This window comes from Pseudoxanthomonas sp. G3 (genome assembly GCF_057654715.1).
This window is the reverse complement of sequence record NZ_CM172805.1, coordinates 1,064,894-1,079,347: the sequence shown is the minus strand read 5'-3', so window position 1 is coordinate 1,079,347 and position 14,454 is coordinate 1,064,894. Positions and strand designations below refer to the sequence as shown.

Below are 14,454 nucleotides of genomic sequence, written 5' to 3'. Positions count from 1 at the left end.
CGTTGAGGCAGCCCGTCTCAGGCTGGCGATTCATCCATCCCGGAAAGGAGTTCGCCCATGTCCCGCACCTTCCTGTGCCTGCCGTTCGCCCTGTCGTTGATGCTCGCCGCGGCCACCTTCCTGACCGGATGCGCGGCGCCCGCCACGCCCGGCGACGGCACGGAACCGCCGACCATGTCGACGCCCGCACCCAAGCCCACCGGCGGCACGCTGCCGCCGCGCCAGGCCGGCGCGATCACCGTGGACTATGCCTGCGGCAGCAACGCCGACTGCGCAGTGAAGGATGTCGGCAACTGCTGCGGCAGCATGCCGGCCTGCGTCAACAAGAACAGCCCGACTGATCCGCAGGGCGTGCGTGCGCAGTGCGCCGCCAGCGGCATGGCCGGCGTCTGCGGTTTCGCCGACGTGACCGCCTGCCAATGCGTCAGCGGCCGCTGCGAAGCAGCCTCCTCTTCCCCTGCCCCTGCCCAGTGATGCTCTACCAGCAGATCCACCTGACCCTGCCCGCCTGGACCCACGATCTCATCGACCTGGCTGCCGCCTACGCCAGCGACGAAGACAAAGTCGCGCTGGCCATCGAGCTCTCGCGCCGCAACGTGGACGCCAACACCGGCGGCCCGTTCGGCGCGGTGGTCTTCGGCCCCGACCACCGCGTGGTCGCCATTGGCGTGAACCGCGTAATGCCCCACACCTGTTCGCTGGCGCACGCCGAGAACATGGCCTACATGCTGGCCCAGCAGCGCCTGCAAACGCCGCGCTTGAACGACCGCATGGCGCCGGTGACCCTGGCCACGTCCTCGCAGCCGTGCTGCCAGTGCTATGGCGCCACGGTGTGGGCCGGCATCGACCGCCTGCTGATCGGCGCGCGCGCCGATGACGTGATGGAGCTGACCGAGTTCGACGAAGGTCCGCTGCCGGCGGACTGGGTGGGCGAGCTCAACAAGCGTGGCATCGAAGTCGTGCGCGACTTGCGCCGCGACGATGCGCGCGCCGTGCTCAAGGACTACGGCGAGATGGGCGGGGAGCGCTACTGAGCGCACGCCGACGCCGCGCTTCGTATCGCGGCGCCTGCGCGGCTACACTGCCCCCATGTCATCGACGACCGGCCTGCTGGCCTACTGCCGCCAGGGATTCGAACCCGAACTCGCCGCCGAGCTGGGCGAGCGCGCGGCGCACGCGGGTTTCGCGGGCTATGCCCGCGCGCAGCGCAACGATGGGCATGTGCTGTTCGTGTGCGAAGACGCAGCCGCGCTGGATCGCGCGCTGCCCTGGCGCGACCTGGTCTTCGCGCGGCAGAAGCTGCGGATGTTCGCCGAGTTGCGCGGCATCGATCCCAAGGACCGCATCACCCCGATCCTCGCCGTGCTGGCAGGCGCGGGGCGCTTCGGCGACCTGTGGGTGGAACACCCCGATTCGGACACCGCCAAACCGCTCGCCGGGCTCGCGCGCAGCTTCGCCAATGCGCTACGCCCGGTGCTGCGCAAGCAGGGCTTCCTCAGCGAGAAGGAAGATGCGCGACTGCCCCGGCTGCATGTGGTGTTCGTCCAGGGTGACCATGTGTTCCTGTGCGTCGCCGATACGCGCGACAGCGCGCCGTGGCCGCAAGGCATTCCGCGTCTCAAGCTGCTGCCCGATGCGCCCTCGCGTTCGGCGCTGAAGCTTGAAGAAGCCTTCCTCTCGCTGCTCGACGAGCGCCAGCGCGAAGCCCTGCTGAAGCCCGGCATGACCGCTGCCGACCTCGGTGCGGCGCCCGGCGGCTGGACGTGGGTGCTCACCCGCCACCACCTGCGCGTGACCAGCGTGGACAACGGGCCGCTGCGAGAGCACGTGCTGGCCACCGGCCTGGTCGAACACCTGCGGGCCGACGGATTCCACTGGAAGCCGCCGCAGGCGCTGGACTGGATGGTCTGCGACATGGTGGAACAGCCGCGCCGCGTGGCCGAGCGCATGGCGCAGTGGTTCCGTGAAGGCTGGTGCCGGCATGCGGTGTTCAACCTCAAATTGCCGATGAAGAAACGCTGGGACGAGACCAGGCTGTGCCTGGACCTGTTCGCCGACCAGGCCGGCCGCCCGCTGGAGATCCGCGCACGGCAGCTCTACCACGACCGCGAAGAGATCACCGTGTTCGCCACGCCGGGCTGAGGCCGGGCTCCGCACACACGCCACGCCACCCGAGGACCTACGGATGACGTTACGAGGCATCAGTCACGCGTTGTTGGGCTTCGCAGTCCTGCTCGCCGGCTGCGCGCATGGCGAGGCCCTTGCGCCATCACTGGACACGGCGCCGTACGTCGCGCGCGATGTCGTCGGCGACGGCACGTTCAGCGCCGGCATCGAGGGGCCGGCGTGGGGTCCGGACGGCGCGCTGTACGCGGTGAGTTTCGGCCGTGACGGCACCATCGGCCGGGTGACGTTCGACGCCACCGGGCACGCCACTGCGAGCCTGTTCGCCACGTTGCCGGCCGGCAGCACCGGCAACGGGATCCGCTTCGCCGCGGACGGCGGCATGCTCATCGCCGACTACAGCGGACACCACGTCCTGCGCATCGCGCCGGGTACGCGCGAGGCGAAGGTGTTCGCGTCCATGCCGCAAGCGAATCAGCCCAACGACATCGCGCTCGCGCCGGACGGCGCGCTGTACGCCAGTGATCCCAACTGGGCCGACAACACCGGCCAACTGTGGCGCATCGATCATGACGGGGCGCCGCAGCTTCTCGAAACCGGCATGGGCACCACCAACGGCGTCGAGGTCAGCCCCGATGGCAAGCGGCTGTACGTCAACGAGAGCGTGCAGCGCAAGGTATGGGTCTACGATCTTCGCGCGGACGGCGCTGTCGCGAACAAGCGCCTGCTGATCGCGTTCGACGACCATGGCCTGGATGGCATGCGCACCGACGTGGCGGGCAATCTCTATATCGCCCGCTACGGTGCCGGCGTGGTCGCGATCGTGTCGCCCGACGGCAAGGTGCTGCGCGAGGTGGCACTGAAAGGGTGGAAGCCCACCAATGTCGCGTTCGGCGGGCCGGACGGCCGCACGGTCTACGTCACCCTGCAGGATCGCGGTGCCATCGAGGCCTTCCGCGCGGAGATACGCGGGCGCGAGAGCGGCCGGTGATGCCGGCGATCGCTCACTTGCGCCCGAGCGCCTCCTCGATCGCACGTTGCGCCAAGGGCGCCATCACCGCGTAGCCCGCGGGCGTCGGATGCACGCCATCCGCGGCCAATCGTGCATCCAGTCCCCCGTCGGCATTGGCCATGGCGCGGTGATAGTCCAGGTACACGGCCCCCGACTCGCGCGCATACGATTCGATCCACCGGTTGAGCGCCCTGATCGGCGCCGCCGGCCGATAGCCCGGGCGCCAGGGATAGGCGCTGGCGGGCAGCACGGACGCCAGCACCACACGGATGCCGTGCGCCTGCGCCAGCTCCGTCATCGAGCGTAGATTGTCCTCGATCATCTGCTGCGTCGCCGGCCCGGTGTTCCCGGCGATATCGTTCGTCCCCGCCAGGATCACCACCGCATCCGGGTTCAGTGCGATCACGTCCTGGCGGAAGCGCACCAGCATCTGCGCCGTCGTCTGCCCGGAAATGCCCCGGTTGACGTACGGCTTGCCCGGGAAGAACGACGTACCCGTCACGCGTCCCCAGCCGTCGGTGATGGAATCCCCGTAGAACACCACGCGGCCCGCCTCATTGGCGGCCAAGCGGGCATTGTCTTCCCGATAGCGCCCCAGGCCGGGCCAGTCGAGCAGACGTTGCTGCAGGACCTGCACGCGCTCGGGCGCCAGCGATGCCGCGGGAGCGACATAGTCCGGATCCACCGCGGGTGCCTGCATTTCGGCCCGGTCGGCCGCGGCGGCCAGCAAAGGGGCGAGCAGCAGAGCGCAGTGGAGGACATGCATGGCGGCGTTCCGGCGAGGGGGCTGGCGTACCCTACGCGATCCGACGCGCCGCGGCACCCGCCGGGCCGCCGGCGACGGCATGCGATCGGGTAGTCTCAGTCCCTGCAATCCGGCCCGGACATACTGGCCCGACAGCAAAGGAGCGCCATGAATCCCCTTTCCCTCCAGGACCCTGCCGGCTTCGGCAACGAGTTCCTGCGCCTGACCCTGTTGCAGGGGTTCCAGTCGCTGACCAAGCGCGACCTGGAACTGCTGATCTTCGTACTGCTGGAGCGCGACGGCGCCATCGGACGCGACGAATCCAACTTCACCGTCGCCGGCAAGCTGCGCGTCACGCCGGCCAAGGTCAAGGCGCTGCGCCGCGACGGCTACGCCCGCTGGCGCGCACTCGTGCCGGAAGAGCGCGACGCGGCGCTGCAACGCATCGCCGCCACCGTCCTGACCGAGGCCAACCTAAAGGCAGGCGCCAAGCATGTCAGCGAGCGCAGCCGGAAGGACGGCTTCCTCGCCATCCGCATCGAGCATCCGGACGATCACCAGCAGTTCGAGCAGGCCATCCTCGATGTCGGCGCGCTGCCGGTGTACGAACGCAACCGGGAAGTCGTTGCGGTGCGCTTCGACACCCTGCTCGCCATCGCCGAACGCTGGGGCTATCTGCAACCCGATCCGGCGGCCGTCGTGGCGGAGCTGAAGAAGCTGACCCCGACCGCCGAGGAAGTGGCCGACCTGCTCAAGAAGGATGTCAGCAAGCTGCGCTGGCAGGACGCGCGCAATGCCCTCAACAGTCTGGGCGCGAAAGCCGTCGCCAGCACCGCCGAAGGCGGATTGAAGGGCCTGCTGAAGATCGTGTTCCCCTTTATCCCGGGCTGAGCCCCGTCAAGCGGGCAAGATCTCGACCCGCGTTCCACCGGCGCGCGCCGACGCGAAGATCGCATCCAGGGCGCGCATGTCGCGCAGGCCTTCCTCGCCCGGCACGCGCGGCGCGCGTCGTTCGAGGATGGCCCGTGCGTCGGCATCCATCTGCCGCGCCTGCTGGGCCGGCGTCGCGCCGATGACCGCGTCGAAGCGACGCCCATCGCTGGCTTCGCCACGAACGCCTTCGTACGCCTGGAATGGCGACAGTTCATACCAGCCCTGCGCGCATTCGGCGCGCAACACGTTCAGGTTGCGGCCGAAGCTGGTGGCGCACTCCGCCACGACCCCGTCGGGGAATTCGAGTTGGAAGCGCATCGCCTCGTCGACGCCACGGAAGATCTCCGGCCGATGCACTTCCTGCGTGGCCGTGACCGCCAGTGGTTCGGCACCGGTCGTGTAGCGTGCGGCATTCAGCGCATACACGCCCATGTCGTACATCGCGCCGCCGCCGCGCGCGGGGTCCAGGCGCCAGGCATCGCCGGTGACCTTGTCGAAACCGTGGAACCCCGCCTCGGCGCGGAGGCGCTGCAGGCGCCCGAACGGCCGCGTCTTCGCCAGCGCCATGACGGCCTGTGTATTGGGCTCGTGCTGCATGCGATAGCCGATGGTCAGCTGCACGCGATGGCGATGGCAGGCCTCGATCATCGCCTGCGCTTCCTTCGCATCCATCGCCATCGGCTTTTCGCACCAGACGTGTTTGCCGGCGGCCGCCGCGCGCAGGGTGAACGGTTTATGCAGGTGGTTCGGCAGGACGACGTACACCACGTCGATGTCCGGGTTGTCGGCGATGCGGTCGAAATCGTCGTAGTCGTAGACATTGCGGTCGGGGATACGGTAACGACGCTGCCATTCGTCCGCCTTCTCCGGCGTGCCGGTGACGATGCCGGCCAAGCGGCAGTGTTGCGTCATCTGCAGGGCTGGCGCGAGCAGGTCGCGACTGTAGTACCCGAGCCCGATCAACGCGACGCCCAGGCGGCGCGAGGTCGCTCGCGCGACGGGCATTAGGCCGGCGACGCCGGCAGCGCCGAGTGCGCCCAGCAAGCGGCGCCGCGACGGATCAGGAAGGACAGGCAAAACGCTCATCGCGCAGACCTCGGGCGGGGGGAACCGCCCTGAGGCTAACGCAAGCGGCGTGCGGACGGCGTCAGCGTGCCCGTTGCCCGGCGGCGTGGCGCCAAAAGAAATCCACCAGCGGCGGCAGTTTGCCGGCGAGGCCGAGCAACGGGCCCCGCAGCAACGTCACATGCATCTCGTCGTTGGAGAAGAGCCGGTTGATGCCGTCGAAGGCATGCGCGGCCGTCGCGTTCTCGCTGCGGCGCTGCCGCGCCCAGCGTTCCAACCGGTGCGGCGCGTCCCAGTCCACGCGTTTGGCGACAGCGGCCCGGATGCCGTCACGCAGCGCCGCCACGTCGCGCAGGCCGAGGTTGACGCCTTGGCCCGCCAGCGGATGGACCACGTGCGCGGCGTCGCCCGCCACGATGACGCGGCCTGCGACATAGGTCTTTGCCAGTTGCCTCTTCAACGGGAATACGGCGCGCGGCGACGCCGGCGTTACTTCGCCCAGTTGCCCGGCCACCGCCTGGGTCAGCTCAAGACCGAAGCGCGCGTCGCCGACCGCCAGCAGGCGGGCGGCCTCGTCATCGGGCAAGGTCCAGACGATGGAGCTCAGCCCGTCCGTGAAGGGCAGGAACGCCAGCGGCCCGGTCGGCAGGAAGCGTTGCCATGCCGTGTCTTCATGCGGTCGCTCGGTACGGACGAAGGCGACCACGCCGCGCTGCGCGTAATCGCGCCCACTCACCTCCAGGCCTGCGAGGCGACGCAGGGTGGAATCGGCGCCATCGGCGGCCACCGCCAGGCGCGTATCGAGCCGCGTGCCGTCGTCCAGGCGCAGGACGACGCCGTCGGCATCCTGCTCCATCGCCTCCACGCGCGCCGGGCAGCGGACGTCGACACCCGCCGCCGGCAGCGCCGCCCACAGGCGGTCGACAAGCAGCGCGTTCTCGACGATCCAGCCCAACTGGGTGCGGCCGAGCGCATCGGCATCGAAACGGAGTTCGTCGCCACCGGCCGCGTCCCACACCCGCATGCGGCGATAAGCGTGGGCGCGCGCATCGCGCACACTGGCCCATGCGCCGGCCGCGTCGAGCAGTGCGGCGTTGTCGGGCGCGAAGGCGTAGACGCGCAGGTCCGGGGTCTCGCGCGACCAGCGAAGCGGTTCCCGTCCTTCGATCATCGCGACCTGCAGCCCTTCGCGGGCCAGCACTAGGGCGCAGGCCGCGCCGACCACCCCGCCGCCGACCACGGCGACATCGATCTGCCCGCGACGCTTCATGCAGCCTCCCCGCGGCAGAGCGCCGGCACATCGCCGCGGAAGCCCATCGCACCGCCAACGAGGAACGCTTGCAGCGATGCATTCGCATCCACCGCTGCCAGGCCCAGGCTGCGCAACGGCCGCAACAGCGGTGAGGAATTGGAGGTCAATCGCGCCAGGCCATCGGAGAAGGCCAGCGTGCGGTCGCGGTCTTCCTGCCGGCGCGCGGCGTGCGCCGCGAGCGCGCCGGGGTCACCGGGGTCGTCTGTGCGTGCGATTTCCTCGGCCAGTGTGAGCGCATCGCGCAGGCCCAGGTTGAAGCCCTGCGCGCCGATCGGGTGGATCGTCTGCGCGGCGTTGCCCAACAGGACCGCGCGCTCGGCGACCAGGCGCTGCGCCACCACGCGCGTCATCGGGTATGCACTGCGCTCGCCGCTGTCGAGCAGGCGACCGATGCGCCAGCCCACGTGCTGCTGCAGGCGCCGCAGCCAGGCCGCATCGTCCAGGGCGGCCACCGCCTCGGCGTGTGCCTGCTGCACGCCATGCACCACGCCCCAATGGCGATCCCCGCGCGGCAACAACGCCGTGGGACCGTCTTCGCGGAAACGCTCGTACGCCGTGCCGTCAGGCGCCCGCTCGGCGCGCACGCGGGCGACGAACAAGGTTTGCCCGTAATCGTGCGTGTCGGCGGCGATGCCCAGCGCCTCGCGCACGCTGCTGTGGGTGCCGTCGGCGGCGACCACCAGGCGGGCCTGCAGCTCGCGCGTCTCGTCGCCCGCAACGATGTGGACGAGGCGATGGCCGTCGGCTGCGTCGCCGAGGCCGACGAACCGCGCGGGCCGGTAGCGGGTCAGTCCACGCAGCGCCTGGAGGCCCGCCTCGAGGGCCTCGCCGAAGTCCCGCGCGACGACCACCTGGCCGAACGCCTCTCGCCCGTAGTCGGCGGCGGCGAGCCGCACGCGGCCGAAGTCGCCCTCGCGACTGATGTGGATGCGGCGGATCGGGCCCGTCGGGGCTCGCAGGCGCGCCATGATCCCGAGCGCGTCCAGCGCATTGACGGTGGCGGCGGCGAAGCTGAGGTTGCGCTGGTCGAACACCGCTGGCATCTGGCCTGCGGGCGCCGCTTCCACTAGCCCCACGTCCAGTCCCTGCCGGTCCAGGGCAATCGCGAGGCTGGCACCCACCAGCCCCCCGCCCACGATCACTACGTCATGCCGATCTGTCATCCCGTCATGATAGCGCCCTGCTTCGTGCGCCCCACCCGGCGGCCAGGCGCGCGCCGGCTCCGGTAGAATGCGGGACTGAGTCTCCGGAACCGTGCCTGATGAATACCACTTCGCAACGCGCCATCGTCCTGGCGCTGGTCGCCGCCCTGCTGGTCCTCACCCGCCTCCACCTGCCCACCGCGTTCGGCCATATCGGACCGCTGCCGGATGCGAGCTGGGCGGCGTTCTTCATCGGCGGCTACTACCTGCGCAACTCGTCGCGCTGGGCCTTTCCGCTGTTCATGGCGATGGCGGTCGCGGTCGACTACGTGGTCATCAGTGGTCAGGGCATCGACTTCTGGACGCATTACTGCGTGTCGGCCGCCTACTGGTTCCTGGTGCCGGCCTACCTGGCGATGTGGATGGGCGGCACCCTGGTGCGCCGCTTCCAGACCGCGCAGCCCGGCCGCACGCTGGCGCTGCTCGTGGGAAGCCTGCTGGCCTCGGTCACCGCCTGCCACCTGCTGAGCCAGGGCAGCTTCTACTGGCTGAGCCCGGTGGTCAGCGAGCCGACCTTCGCCGGCTGGTGGAAGAACTTCACTGACTGGTACCTGCCCTACCTGCGTGTGGCCGCGATCTACGTGGGCCTGGCCGTCATCGTGCATGTGATGGTCGAGCAAGTGTCGCGCCTGGCCAAGCCGCACGGCCGCACGGCCGACTGACCGCTCCCGGCCGGACGATGGGCAACCGCCTCTCGAAGATCTACACCCGCACCGGCGATGACGGCAGCACCGGCCTGGGCGACGGCACGCGCGTGGGCAAGGACTCCGCGCGCGTCACCGCCTACGGCACGGTGGACGAAGCCAATTCGGCGATCGGGGTGTTGCTGGCCGTCCCCAGCGTGGCGGACGACATCCGCGCGCTGCTGACCACGGTGCAGCACCAGCTCTTCGACCTCGGCGGAGAACTCTGCATCCCCGGCCATGCCGCGATCAGTGGCGACGACGTGGATGCGCTCGAGCGGCAGCTGGACCATTACAACGACGACCTGCCGCCGCTGAAGGATTTCATCCTGCCGGCAGGCGGCGAGGCGGCCTCGCGCTGCCACCTGGCGCGCACCATCGTGCGCCGCGCCGAACGCGAGACCGTTACCCTGGCCCGGCACGATGCCGTGCGGCCGGAGGCGATCCGCTACCTCAATCGACTGTCCGACCTGCTGTTCGTGCTGGCCCGTGTGCTGGCGCGCGCCGACGGCCATGGCGAGGTGCTCTGGAAGCACGAACGGCGGCACGTTCCGCGCTGACCCCGTGATCATCTTCACCCACCCCGCGTGCCTGGCCCACGATCCCGGACCCGAACATCCGGAGCGGCCGGCCCGCCTCGAAGTGGTGCTGGAGGTCCTCCGCCGCGAACACGGCGATGTCGAATGGCGCGAGGCGCCGATCGCCAAGCTCGGCGACCTGCGGCGGGTGCACGACGAGGCCCTGGTGAACGATGTGCTGGACGCGGACGTGGCCGGCTACCGGATGCTGGACCCCGACACGGTCCTGTGCGCGGCCTCGCCCGCAGCGGCACTGCGGGCCGCGGGCGCGGGTGTCGCGGCCGTCGATGCGGTGATGAATGGCGAATCGGCCACCGCGTTCTGCGCGGTTCGCCCGCCCGGCCACCACGCCACCAGCGGCACCGCCATGGGCTTCTGCCTGTTCAACAACATCGCCGTGGCCGCCGCCTATGCGCGCGACCGGCACGGGCTGGAGCGTGTGGCGGTGGTGGATTTCGATGTCCACCACGGCAACGGCACCCAGGCGATCTTCTACAACGACCCCCGCGTGGCCTACTTCAGCAGCCATGAGTCCGGCATCTATCCGCATAGCGGCGCGCCTTACGAGCGTGGTGCGGGCAACGTGTTCAACGCGCTGCTGCCGCCGGGCAGCGGGGGCTTCCGCTTCCAGAACACCTGGGCGGACGACCTGCTGCCCGCGCTGGACGATTTCAAACCGCAGTTGCTGCTGATCTCCGCTGGCTTCGACGCGCACATGCGGGACCCGCTGGCCGACCTGATGCTGGAGACCGAGGACTTCGGCTGGCTGACCCGTCAGCTGCGTACGCTGGCGCAGCGCCATGCCGGCGGACGCGTAGTGTCCATGCTGGAGGGCGGCTACGACCTGGATGCGTTGCGCGACTCGGTGGCCGTCCATGTCGACGAACTGCGCTGACATCCGCTGGCGCTTTCAGGCTCGCTGAACCCCGACCTACGCCGACCCGACAGCCTTCATTGCCCGCATGCAGGGGATGGGGCAAGCTAACGGGCGTTTTTCCCGTCAGCGAGCCCAGCACCGCGTGCGTCCTGTCCTCCGCCTGCTCCCGTTGCCCTTCAGCATCGCCCTGTGCCTGCCCGCACTGGCCGACGATGAGAAGCCCGAAAGCTGGGCCTTGTGCCCGGTCCAGGACGTGATCCCGGTCTTCAGCGAGGCGCCCCAGCCCGGGGCGGGCGGCAGTGCCCAGGTACAGCGCGAGCAGCGCGCCGAGCAACCCACCTCGATCGAGGGCGACCAGTTGTCGGGCACCGAGGCCAACCCCGAGTACAGCGGTGCGGTCCAACTGGTCCGCGGCGACCAATTCCTCGGCGCCGACAACCTGAAGTACGACCAGGAGAAGGACACCTACGTCGCCGACGGCCACATCCGTTACCAGGACGCCGGCATCCGCCTCATCGCCGACAGCGCGCGCGGCGACCAGGGCGCGGATTCCCACCAGATCGACAACGTGCGCTATCAGCTGGTGTCGCGTCGCGGCAACGGTGGCGCCGACCGCATCGACATGAAGGGCGCCGAAGGCAGCCTGCAGCACTCCACCTATTCCACCTGCGACCCCCGGGACCGCCGCTGGGAACTGCGCTCGCGCCGCATCGACATCAATACCGACGATGGCTGGGGCGTGGCGCGCGGCGCGACCATCCGCCTGGGCAAGGTTCCGGTGCTGTACGTGCCGTACCTGAAGTTCCCGATCGACGACCAGCGGCACACCGGCCTGCTGTATCCGGCGGTCGGTCTGTCGGGCCGCAACGGCTTCGACTGGAAGCAGCCGATCTACCTCAACCTGGCGCCGAACTACGACGCGACGCTGGAGCCGCGCTACATGAGCGAGCGCGGGTTCCAGATGGGCGCTGAGTTCCGCTATCTGTACGAGAAGGGACGCGGCGAGATCCAGGGCACCTGGATGACCAAGGACGATCTGGTCAGCGACCGCATGAACGAAACGGACTACGATCCGTTCAATCCGAACAACCCCGATCCCGACGATGGCCGCGGCTTCTTCGCGTTCGAGGGCGAGCACCGTTTCTCCCGGAACTGGCAGGCCCGCGCCAACCTCATATGGCTGAGCGACGCGCGCTACCAGGAAGATTTCGGCAATTCGCTGTACGGGCAGGCATATTCCTCGGTGACGAGTACCGCCGGCGTGTACGGCGCCGGCGAATACTGGAGCGCCGGCCTGATGGCCGACCACTGGCAGCTCTCCGACTACCTCAGCACCGAAGCGTCTCTTCCCTACAATCGCCTGCCGCGTGCGTACTTCAACTGGAACCAGCCATTGAGCCGCTGGATCAGCGTGGGTGGACATGCCGAAGCGGTGAAGTTCCAGCACGACGAGCACCCCGGGGGCAGCCGGCTGGACATCAAGCCGACGATCTCCTTCCCGCTGCAGGGTGCCGCCTGGTACGTAACGCCGACCCTGGCCTATCGGCATACCGAATATCGCCTCGACGGCGAACTGGCCCAGACCACGGCAATAACTCGGGCGCGCGCCGCTTACGGCATTCCGGCGGATCAGCCCGTGAGCGCGGCGCAGATCGCCGAGTTCTACGATCGCTCGCCCAGCCGCAGCCTGCCGATCGGATCGCTGGACGCGGGCGTGTATTTCGATCGCGAAACCGAGATCAAGGGCGACCGCTTCCTGCAGACGCTGGAGCCGCGGCTGTTCTACCTGAAGGCGCCCTACCGCGAACAGGACGGTCTGCCGATCTTCGACACCCGCCCCTTCAACTTCAGTTACGGCCAGCTGTTCCGCGACAACCGCTACACCGGCCCCGACCGCCAGACCGACGCCAACCAGCTGACGCTGGCGCTGTCCACCCGCCTGCTGCGGCAGAAGGACGGTTTCGAACGTCTGTCTGCCAGCATCGGGCAGATCCGCTATTTCGACGACAGCCGCGTCGTCCTGCCCGGCGAAGTGCCGCTGGAAAAGGGCAAGTCGGCGTGGGTCGTGGATGCCAACTACGCTCCGACCGATCGCTGGACCATCGGCGCCTCCTATCAGTGGGACCCGAAGTTCCGCCGCGAAGATCTGGCCAGTGTCCGTGCCCGCTACCTGCTGCCGGACGACGGCGTGGTCAACATCACCTACCGGCGCCGCCGCGACCTGCTGGAACAGGCGGACTTCTCGTTCCTGTACCCGGTCACGCCGTCCTGGAGCGTGGTGGGCCGCTACTACCATTCGTTCTATCGCGATGCGGCCACCGACCAGGAGCCCGGCTTGCTGGAAGGCGTCGCCGGCGTGCAGTGGGACAGCTGCTGCCTCGCCGTGCGTGCGCTGGTACGCCGCTACGTGCGCAATCGCGAAGGCGACATGAACACGGGCTTCCAGGTCGAGTTCGTCCTGAAGGGCCTGGGCTCGGCTGGCCAGGACACGGAGCGCACCCTGCGCCGTGCTATCCTCGGCTATTACCGAGACGACCTCTATCTCGTCCCGCCTAGCAATATCGCGCAGCGACCGGACGATACCTCTTACGCTCCGGATCCGATTCCATGAAGAAGCCGATGTCCCGCCTCCTGGTCGCCAGCCTGCTGGCTCTCTCCACGGCCGTCACGCCGGTGCTGGCGCAGAGCCTGCAGCCGCTGGACCGTATCGCCGCGGTCGTCAATGAAGACGTGGTGCTGCAGAGCGAGCTCGATCGCGCCGTGCAGAACGTGATCAGTCAGTACGCCAGCCAGCCAGGCCAACTGCCCCCGCGCGCGGTGCTGGAGCGGCAGGTGCTGGAGCGCCTGGTACTGGTGAAGCTGCAGGTGGCGCGTGCGGCCGAAAGTGGCATCCGCATTGGCGACGCCGAGCTCAACAATGCCGTCAATGCGGTCGCCCAGCAGAACGGCACCACGCCGGATGGCCTGCGTCAGCGACTCGAGGCCGACGGTATGTCGTTCGCCGAGTTCCGCAATTCCCTGCGCGACGAGATCACCATTCAGCGCCTGCGCCAGAGTTATGCGCAGAGCCGCGTACAGGTGAGTGAGGGCGAAGTGGATGCCGCGATCGCCGCTCAGGCTGCCAGCGGCACGCAATATCACCTGGCCCACATTTTGGTGGGCTTGCCCGATGGCGCCAGCGCCGAGCAAATCAGCACGGGCAAGGGCAAGGTCGATGGCATCAAGGCGTTGATCGACAAAGGCGAACTGGACTTCTCCGCCGCCGCCGTCCGGTATTCCGACAGCCCGAACGCGTTGGAAGGAGGCGACCTGGGCTGGCGCAGCGTCGACGAAATCCCCACCGCCTTCGCCGACCTGCTCAAGGGCATGACCCCGGGCCAGGTGGTCGGCCCGCTGCGCGGCCCCAGCGGCTTTCAGCTGCTCAAGCTGGTGGAAGTGCGCGACGCCGCTCAGGCCGAGAAGCGTAACGTCACCGAATACCACGCCCGCCACATTCTGGTCCGCATCACGCCTACGCAGGATGTGGCCGCGGCGAAGGCCAAGATCGATACCCTGCGCGCGCGCATCGCCGGCGGTGCGGACTTCGCCACCGTCGCGAAGGAGTCCACCGAGGACGCCAACAGCCGCGACGACGGCGGCGACCTGGGTTGGTTCCCGGCTGACGCGTTCGGTCCGGCGTTCGGCCAGCAGGTCACCGGCCTGCAGGACGGACAGGTCAGCGCGCCGTTCCGCACCGATGCCGGCTGGCACATCGTGCAGCGCGTGGAAACACGCCAGACCGACGTCACCGACCAGAACCGCCGCGCCCAGGTCCGCGAGACCATCGGCCGCCGCAAAGCCGAGGACGAGTACAACCGTTACCTGCAGGAACTGCGCGGCGAAGCCTACGTCAGTGTCCGCAGCGGCGACCGCGCCGAGACTAC

13 protein-coding genes and 1 pseudogene are annotated in these 14,454 nt (G+C 69.1%); 10 read left to right on the top strand and 4 right to left on the bottom strand.

Translation table 11 applies throughout. From position 1 onward, the window contains the following. The first annotated feature begins 57 nt into the window (after positions 1-57). The 4 genes from AC23D6_RS04930 to AC23D6_RS04915 are packed head-to-tail and all read left to right on the top strand — an operon-like array spanning position 58 to position 3,115. Positions 58-474: a hypothetical protein gene (locus AC23D6_RS04930; RefSeq protein ID WP_487751702.1), complete on the top strand. Its 417-nt coding sequence runs from the start codon at positions 58-60 to the stop codon at positions 472-474. Further along, positions 474-1,034 carry a nucleoside deaminase gene (locus AC23D6_RS04925; RefSeq protein WP_487751701.1) on the top strand — a complete coding sequence of 187 codons (561 nt, stop codon included), beginning with the start codon at positions 474-476 and terminating at the stop codon, positions 1,032-1,034. Before AC23D6_RS04930 ends, AC23D6_RS04925 begins: the two co-directional genes overlap by 1 nt. A gap of 55 nt (positions 1,035-1,089) precedes the next feature. After that, positions 1,090-2,142 carry a 23S rRNA (cytidine(2498)-2'-O)-methyltransferase RlmM gene (rlmM, locus tag AC23D6_RS04920; RefSeq protein WP_487751700.1) on the top strand — a complete coding sequence of 351 codons (1,053 nt, stop codon included), beginning with the start codon at positions 1,090-1,092 and terminating at the stop codon, positions 2,140-2,142. A 43-nt stretch (positions 2,143-2,185) separates the two neighbouring features. Next, positions 2,186-3,115 carry an SMP-30/gluconolactonase/LRE family protein gene (locus tag AC23D6_RS04915; protein WP_487751699.1) on the top strand — a complete coding sequence of 310 codons (930 nt, stop codon included), beginning with the start codon at positions 2,186-2,188 and terminating at the stop codon, positions 3,113-3,115. A 13-nt stretch (positions 3,116-3,128) separates the two neighbouring features. On the opposite strand, the gene AC23D6_RS04910 is transcribed toward AC23D6_RS04915, so the two are convergent. After that, positions 3,129-3,902: an SGNH/GDSL hydrolase family protein gene (locus AC23D6_RS04910; RefSeq protein ID WP_487751698.1), complete on the bottom strand. Its 774-nt coding sequence runs from the start codon at positions 3,900-3,902 to the stop codon at positions 3,129-3,131. Between the two features lie 147 nt (positions 3,903-4,049). Here AC23D6_RS04910 and AC23D6_RS04905 point away from each other — a divergent pair, with 147 nt between their 5' ends. Next, positions 4,050-4,772 carry a hypothetical protein gene (locus AC23D6_RS04905; RefSeq protein ID WP_487751697.1) on the top strand — a complete coding sequence of 241 codons (723 nt, stop codon included), beginning with the start codon at positions 4,050-4,052 and terminating at the stop codon, positions 4,770-4,772. A 6-nt stretch (positions 4,773-4,778) separates the two neighbouring features. Here the strand turns inward: AC23D6_RS04905 and AC23D6_RS04900 are convergent, their stop codons facing one another. The 3 genes from AC23D6_RS04900 to ubiH form a co-directional block, all read right to left on the bottom strand. Next, positions 4,779-5,900 (bottom strand): Gfo/Idh/MocA family protein, encoded by a 1,122-nt coding sequence (locus tag AC23D6_RS04900; protein ID WP_487751696.1) that lies wholly within the window; start codon positions 5,898-5,900, stop codon positions 4,779-4,781. A 61-nt stretch (positions 5,901-5,961) separates the two neighbouring features. Beyond that, positions 5,962-7,149 carry a UbiH/UbiF family hydroxylase gene (locus AC23D6_RS04895; RefSeq protein ID WP_487751695.1) on the bottom strand — a complete coding sequence of 396 codons (1,188 nt, stop codon included), beginning with the start codon at positions 7,147-7,149 and terminating at the stop codon, positions 5,962-5,964. Continuing rightward, positions 7,146-8,354, bottom strand: coding sequence for a 2-octaprenyl-6-methoxyphenyl hydroxylase (gene ubiH / locus AC23D6_RS04890; RefSeq protein WP_487751694.1), 1,209 nt, complete (start codon positions 8,352-8,354; stop codon positions 7,146-7,148). Before ubiH ends, AC23D6_RS04895 begins: the two co-directional genes overlap by 4 nt. A gap of 98 nt (positions 8,355-8,452) precedes the next feature. On the opposite strand from ubiH, the gene AC23D6_RS04885 reads away from it, so the two are divergent. The 5 genes and pseudogenes from AC23D6_RS04885 to AC23D6_RS04865 form a co-directional block, all read left to right on the top strand. Then, positions 8,453-9,055, top strand: a complete 603-nt coding sequence (locus tag AC23D6_RS04885; RefSeq protein WP_487751693.1) for a hypothetical protein — start codon at positions 8,453-8,455, stop codon at positions 9,053-9,055. 17 nt (positions 9,056-9,072) lie between these two features. After that, positions 9,073-9,636: a cob(I)yrinic acid a,c-diamide adenosyltransferase gene (locus AC23D6_RS04880; protein WP_487751692.1), complete on the top strand. Its 564-nt coding sequence runs from the start codon at positions 9,073-9,075 to the stop codon at positions 9,634-9,636. Between the two features lie 4 nt (positions 9,637-9,640). After that, positions 9,641-10,549, top strand: a complete 909-nt coding sequence (locus AC23D6_RS04875; protein WP_487751691.1) for a histone deacetylase family protein — start codon at positions 9,641-9,643, stop codon at positions 10,547-10,549. A 124-nt stretch (positions 10,550-10,673) separates the two neighbouring features. Continuing rightward, a complete protein-coding gene (gene lptD / locus AC23D6_RS04870; RefSeq protein WP_487751690.1) occupies positions 10,674-13,142 on the top strand; it encodes an LPS assembly protein LptD in 2,469 nt (822 codons plus the stop codon). Then, a pseudogene (locus AC23D6_RS04865) lies at positions 13,139-14,449 on the top strand (peptidylprolyl isomerase); the annotation flags it as partial. The gene lptD and the pseudogene AC23D6_RS04865, both read left to right, overlap by 4 nt. Positions 14,450-14,454 lie beyond the last annotated feature (5 nt).

Excerpts from the sequence above, each read along its gene's own strand:
- AC23D6_RS04930 (WP_487751702.1), top strand. The coding sequence starts at position 58 with ATGTCCCGCACCTTCCTGTGCCTGCCGTTCGCCCTGTCGTTGATGCTC.
- rlmM (WP_487751700.1), top strand. The coding sequence starts at position 1,090 with ATGTCATCGACGACCGGCCTGCTGGCCTACTGCCGCCAGGGATTCGAA.
- AC23D6_RS04900 (WP_487751696.1), bottom strand. The coding sequence starts at position 5,900 with ATGAGCGTTTTGCCTGTCCTTCCTGATCCGTCGCGGCGCCGCTTGCTG.
- AC23D6_RS04925 (WP_487751701.1), top strand. The coding sequence starts at position 474 with ATGCTCTACCAGCAGATCCACCTGACCCTGCCCGCCTGGACCCACGAT.
- AC23D6_RS04905 (WP_487751697.1), top strand. The coding sequence starts at position 4,050 with ATGAATCCCCTTTCCCTCCAGGACCCTGCCGGCTTCGGCAACGAGTTC.
- AC23D6_RS04885 (WP_487751693.1), top strand. The coding sequence starts at position 8,453 with ATGAATACCACTTCGCAACGCGCCATCGTCCTGGCGCTGGTCGCCGCC.
- ubiH (WP_487751694.1), bottom strand. The coding sequence starts at position 8,354 with ATGACAGATCGGCATGACGTAGTGATCGTGGGCGGGGGGCTGGTGGGT.
- AC23D6_RS04910 (WP_487751698.1), bottom strand. The coding sequence starts at position 3,902 with ATGCATGTCCTCCACTGCGCTCTGCTGCTCGCCCCTTTGCTGGCCGCC.
- AC23D6_RS04880 (WP_487751692.1), top strand. The coding sequence starts at position 9,073 with ATGGGCAACCGCCTCTCGAAGATCTACACCCGCACCGGCGATGACGGC.
- AC23D6_RS04895 (WP_487751695.1), bottom strand. The coding sequence starts at position 7,149 with ATGAAGCGTCGCGGGCAGATCGATGTCGCCGTGGTCGGCGGCGGGGTG.
- AC23D6_RS04915 (WP_487751699.1), top strand. The coding sequence starts at position 2,186 with ATGACGTTACGAGGCATCAGTCACGCGTTGTTGGGCTTCGCAGTCCTG.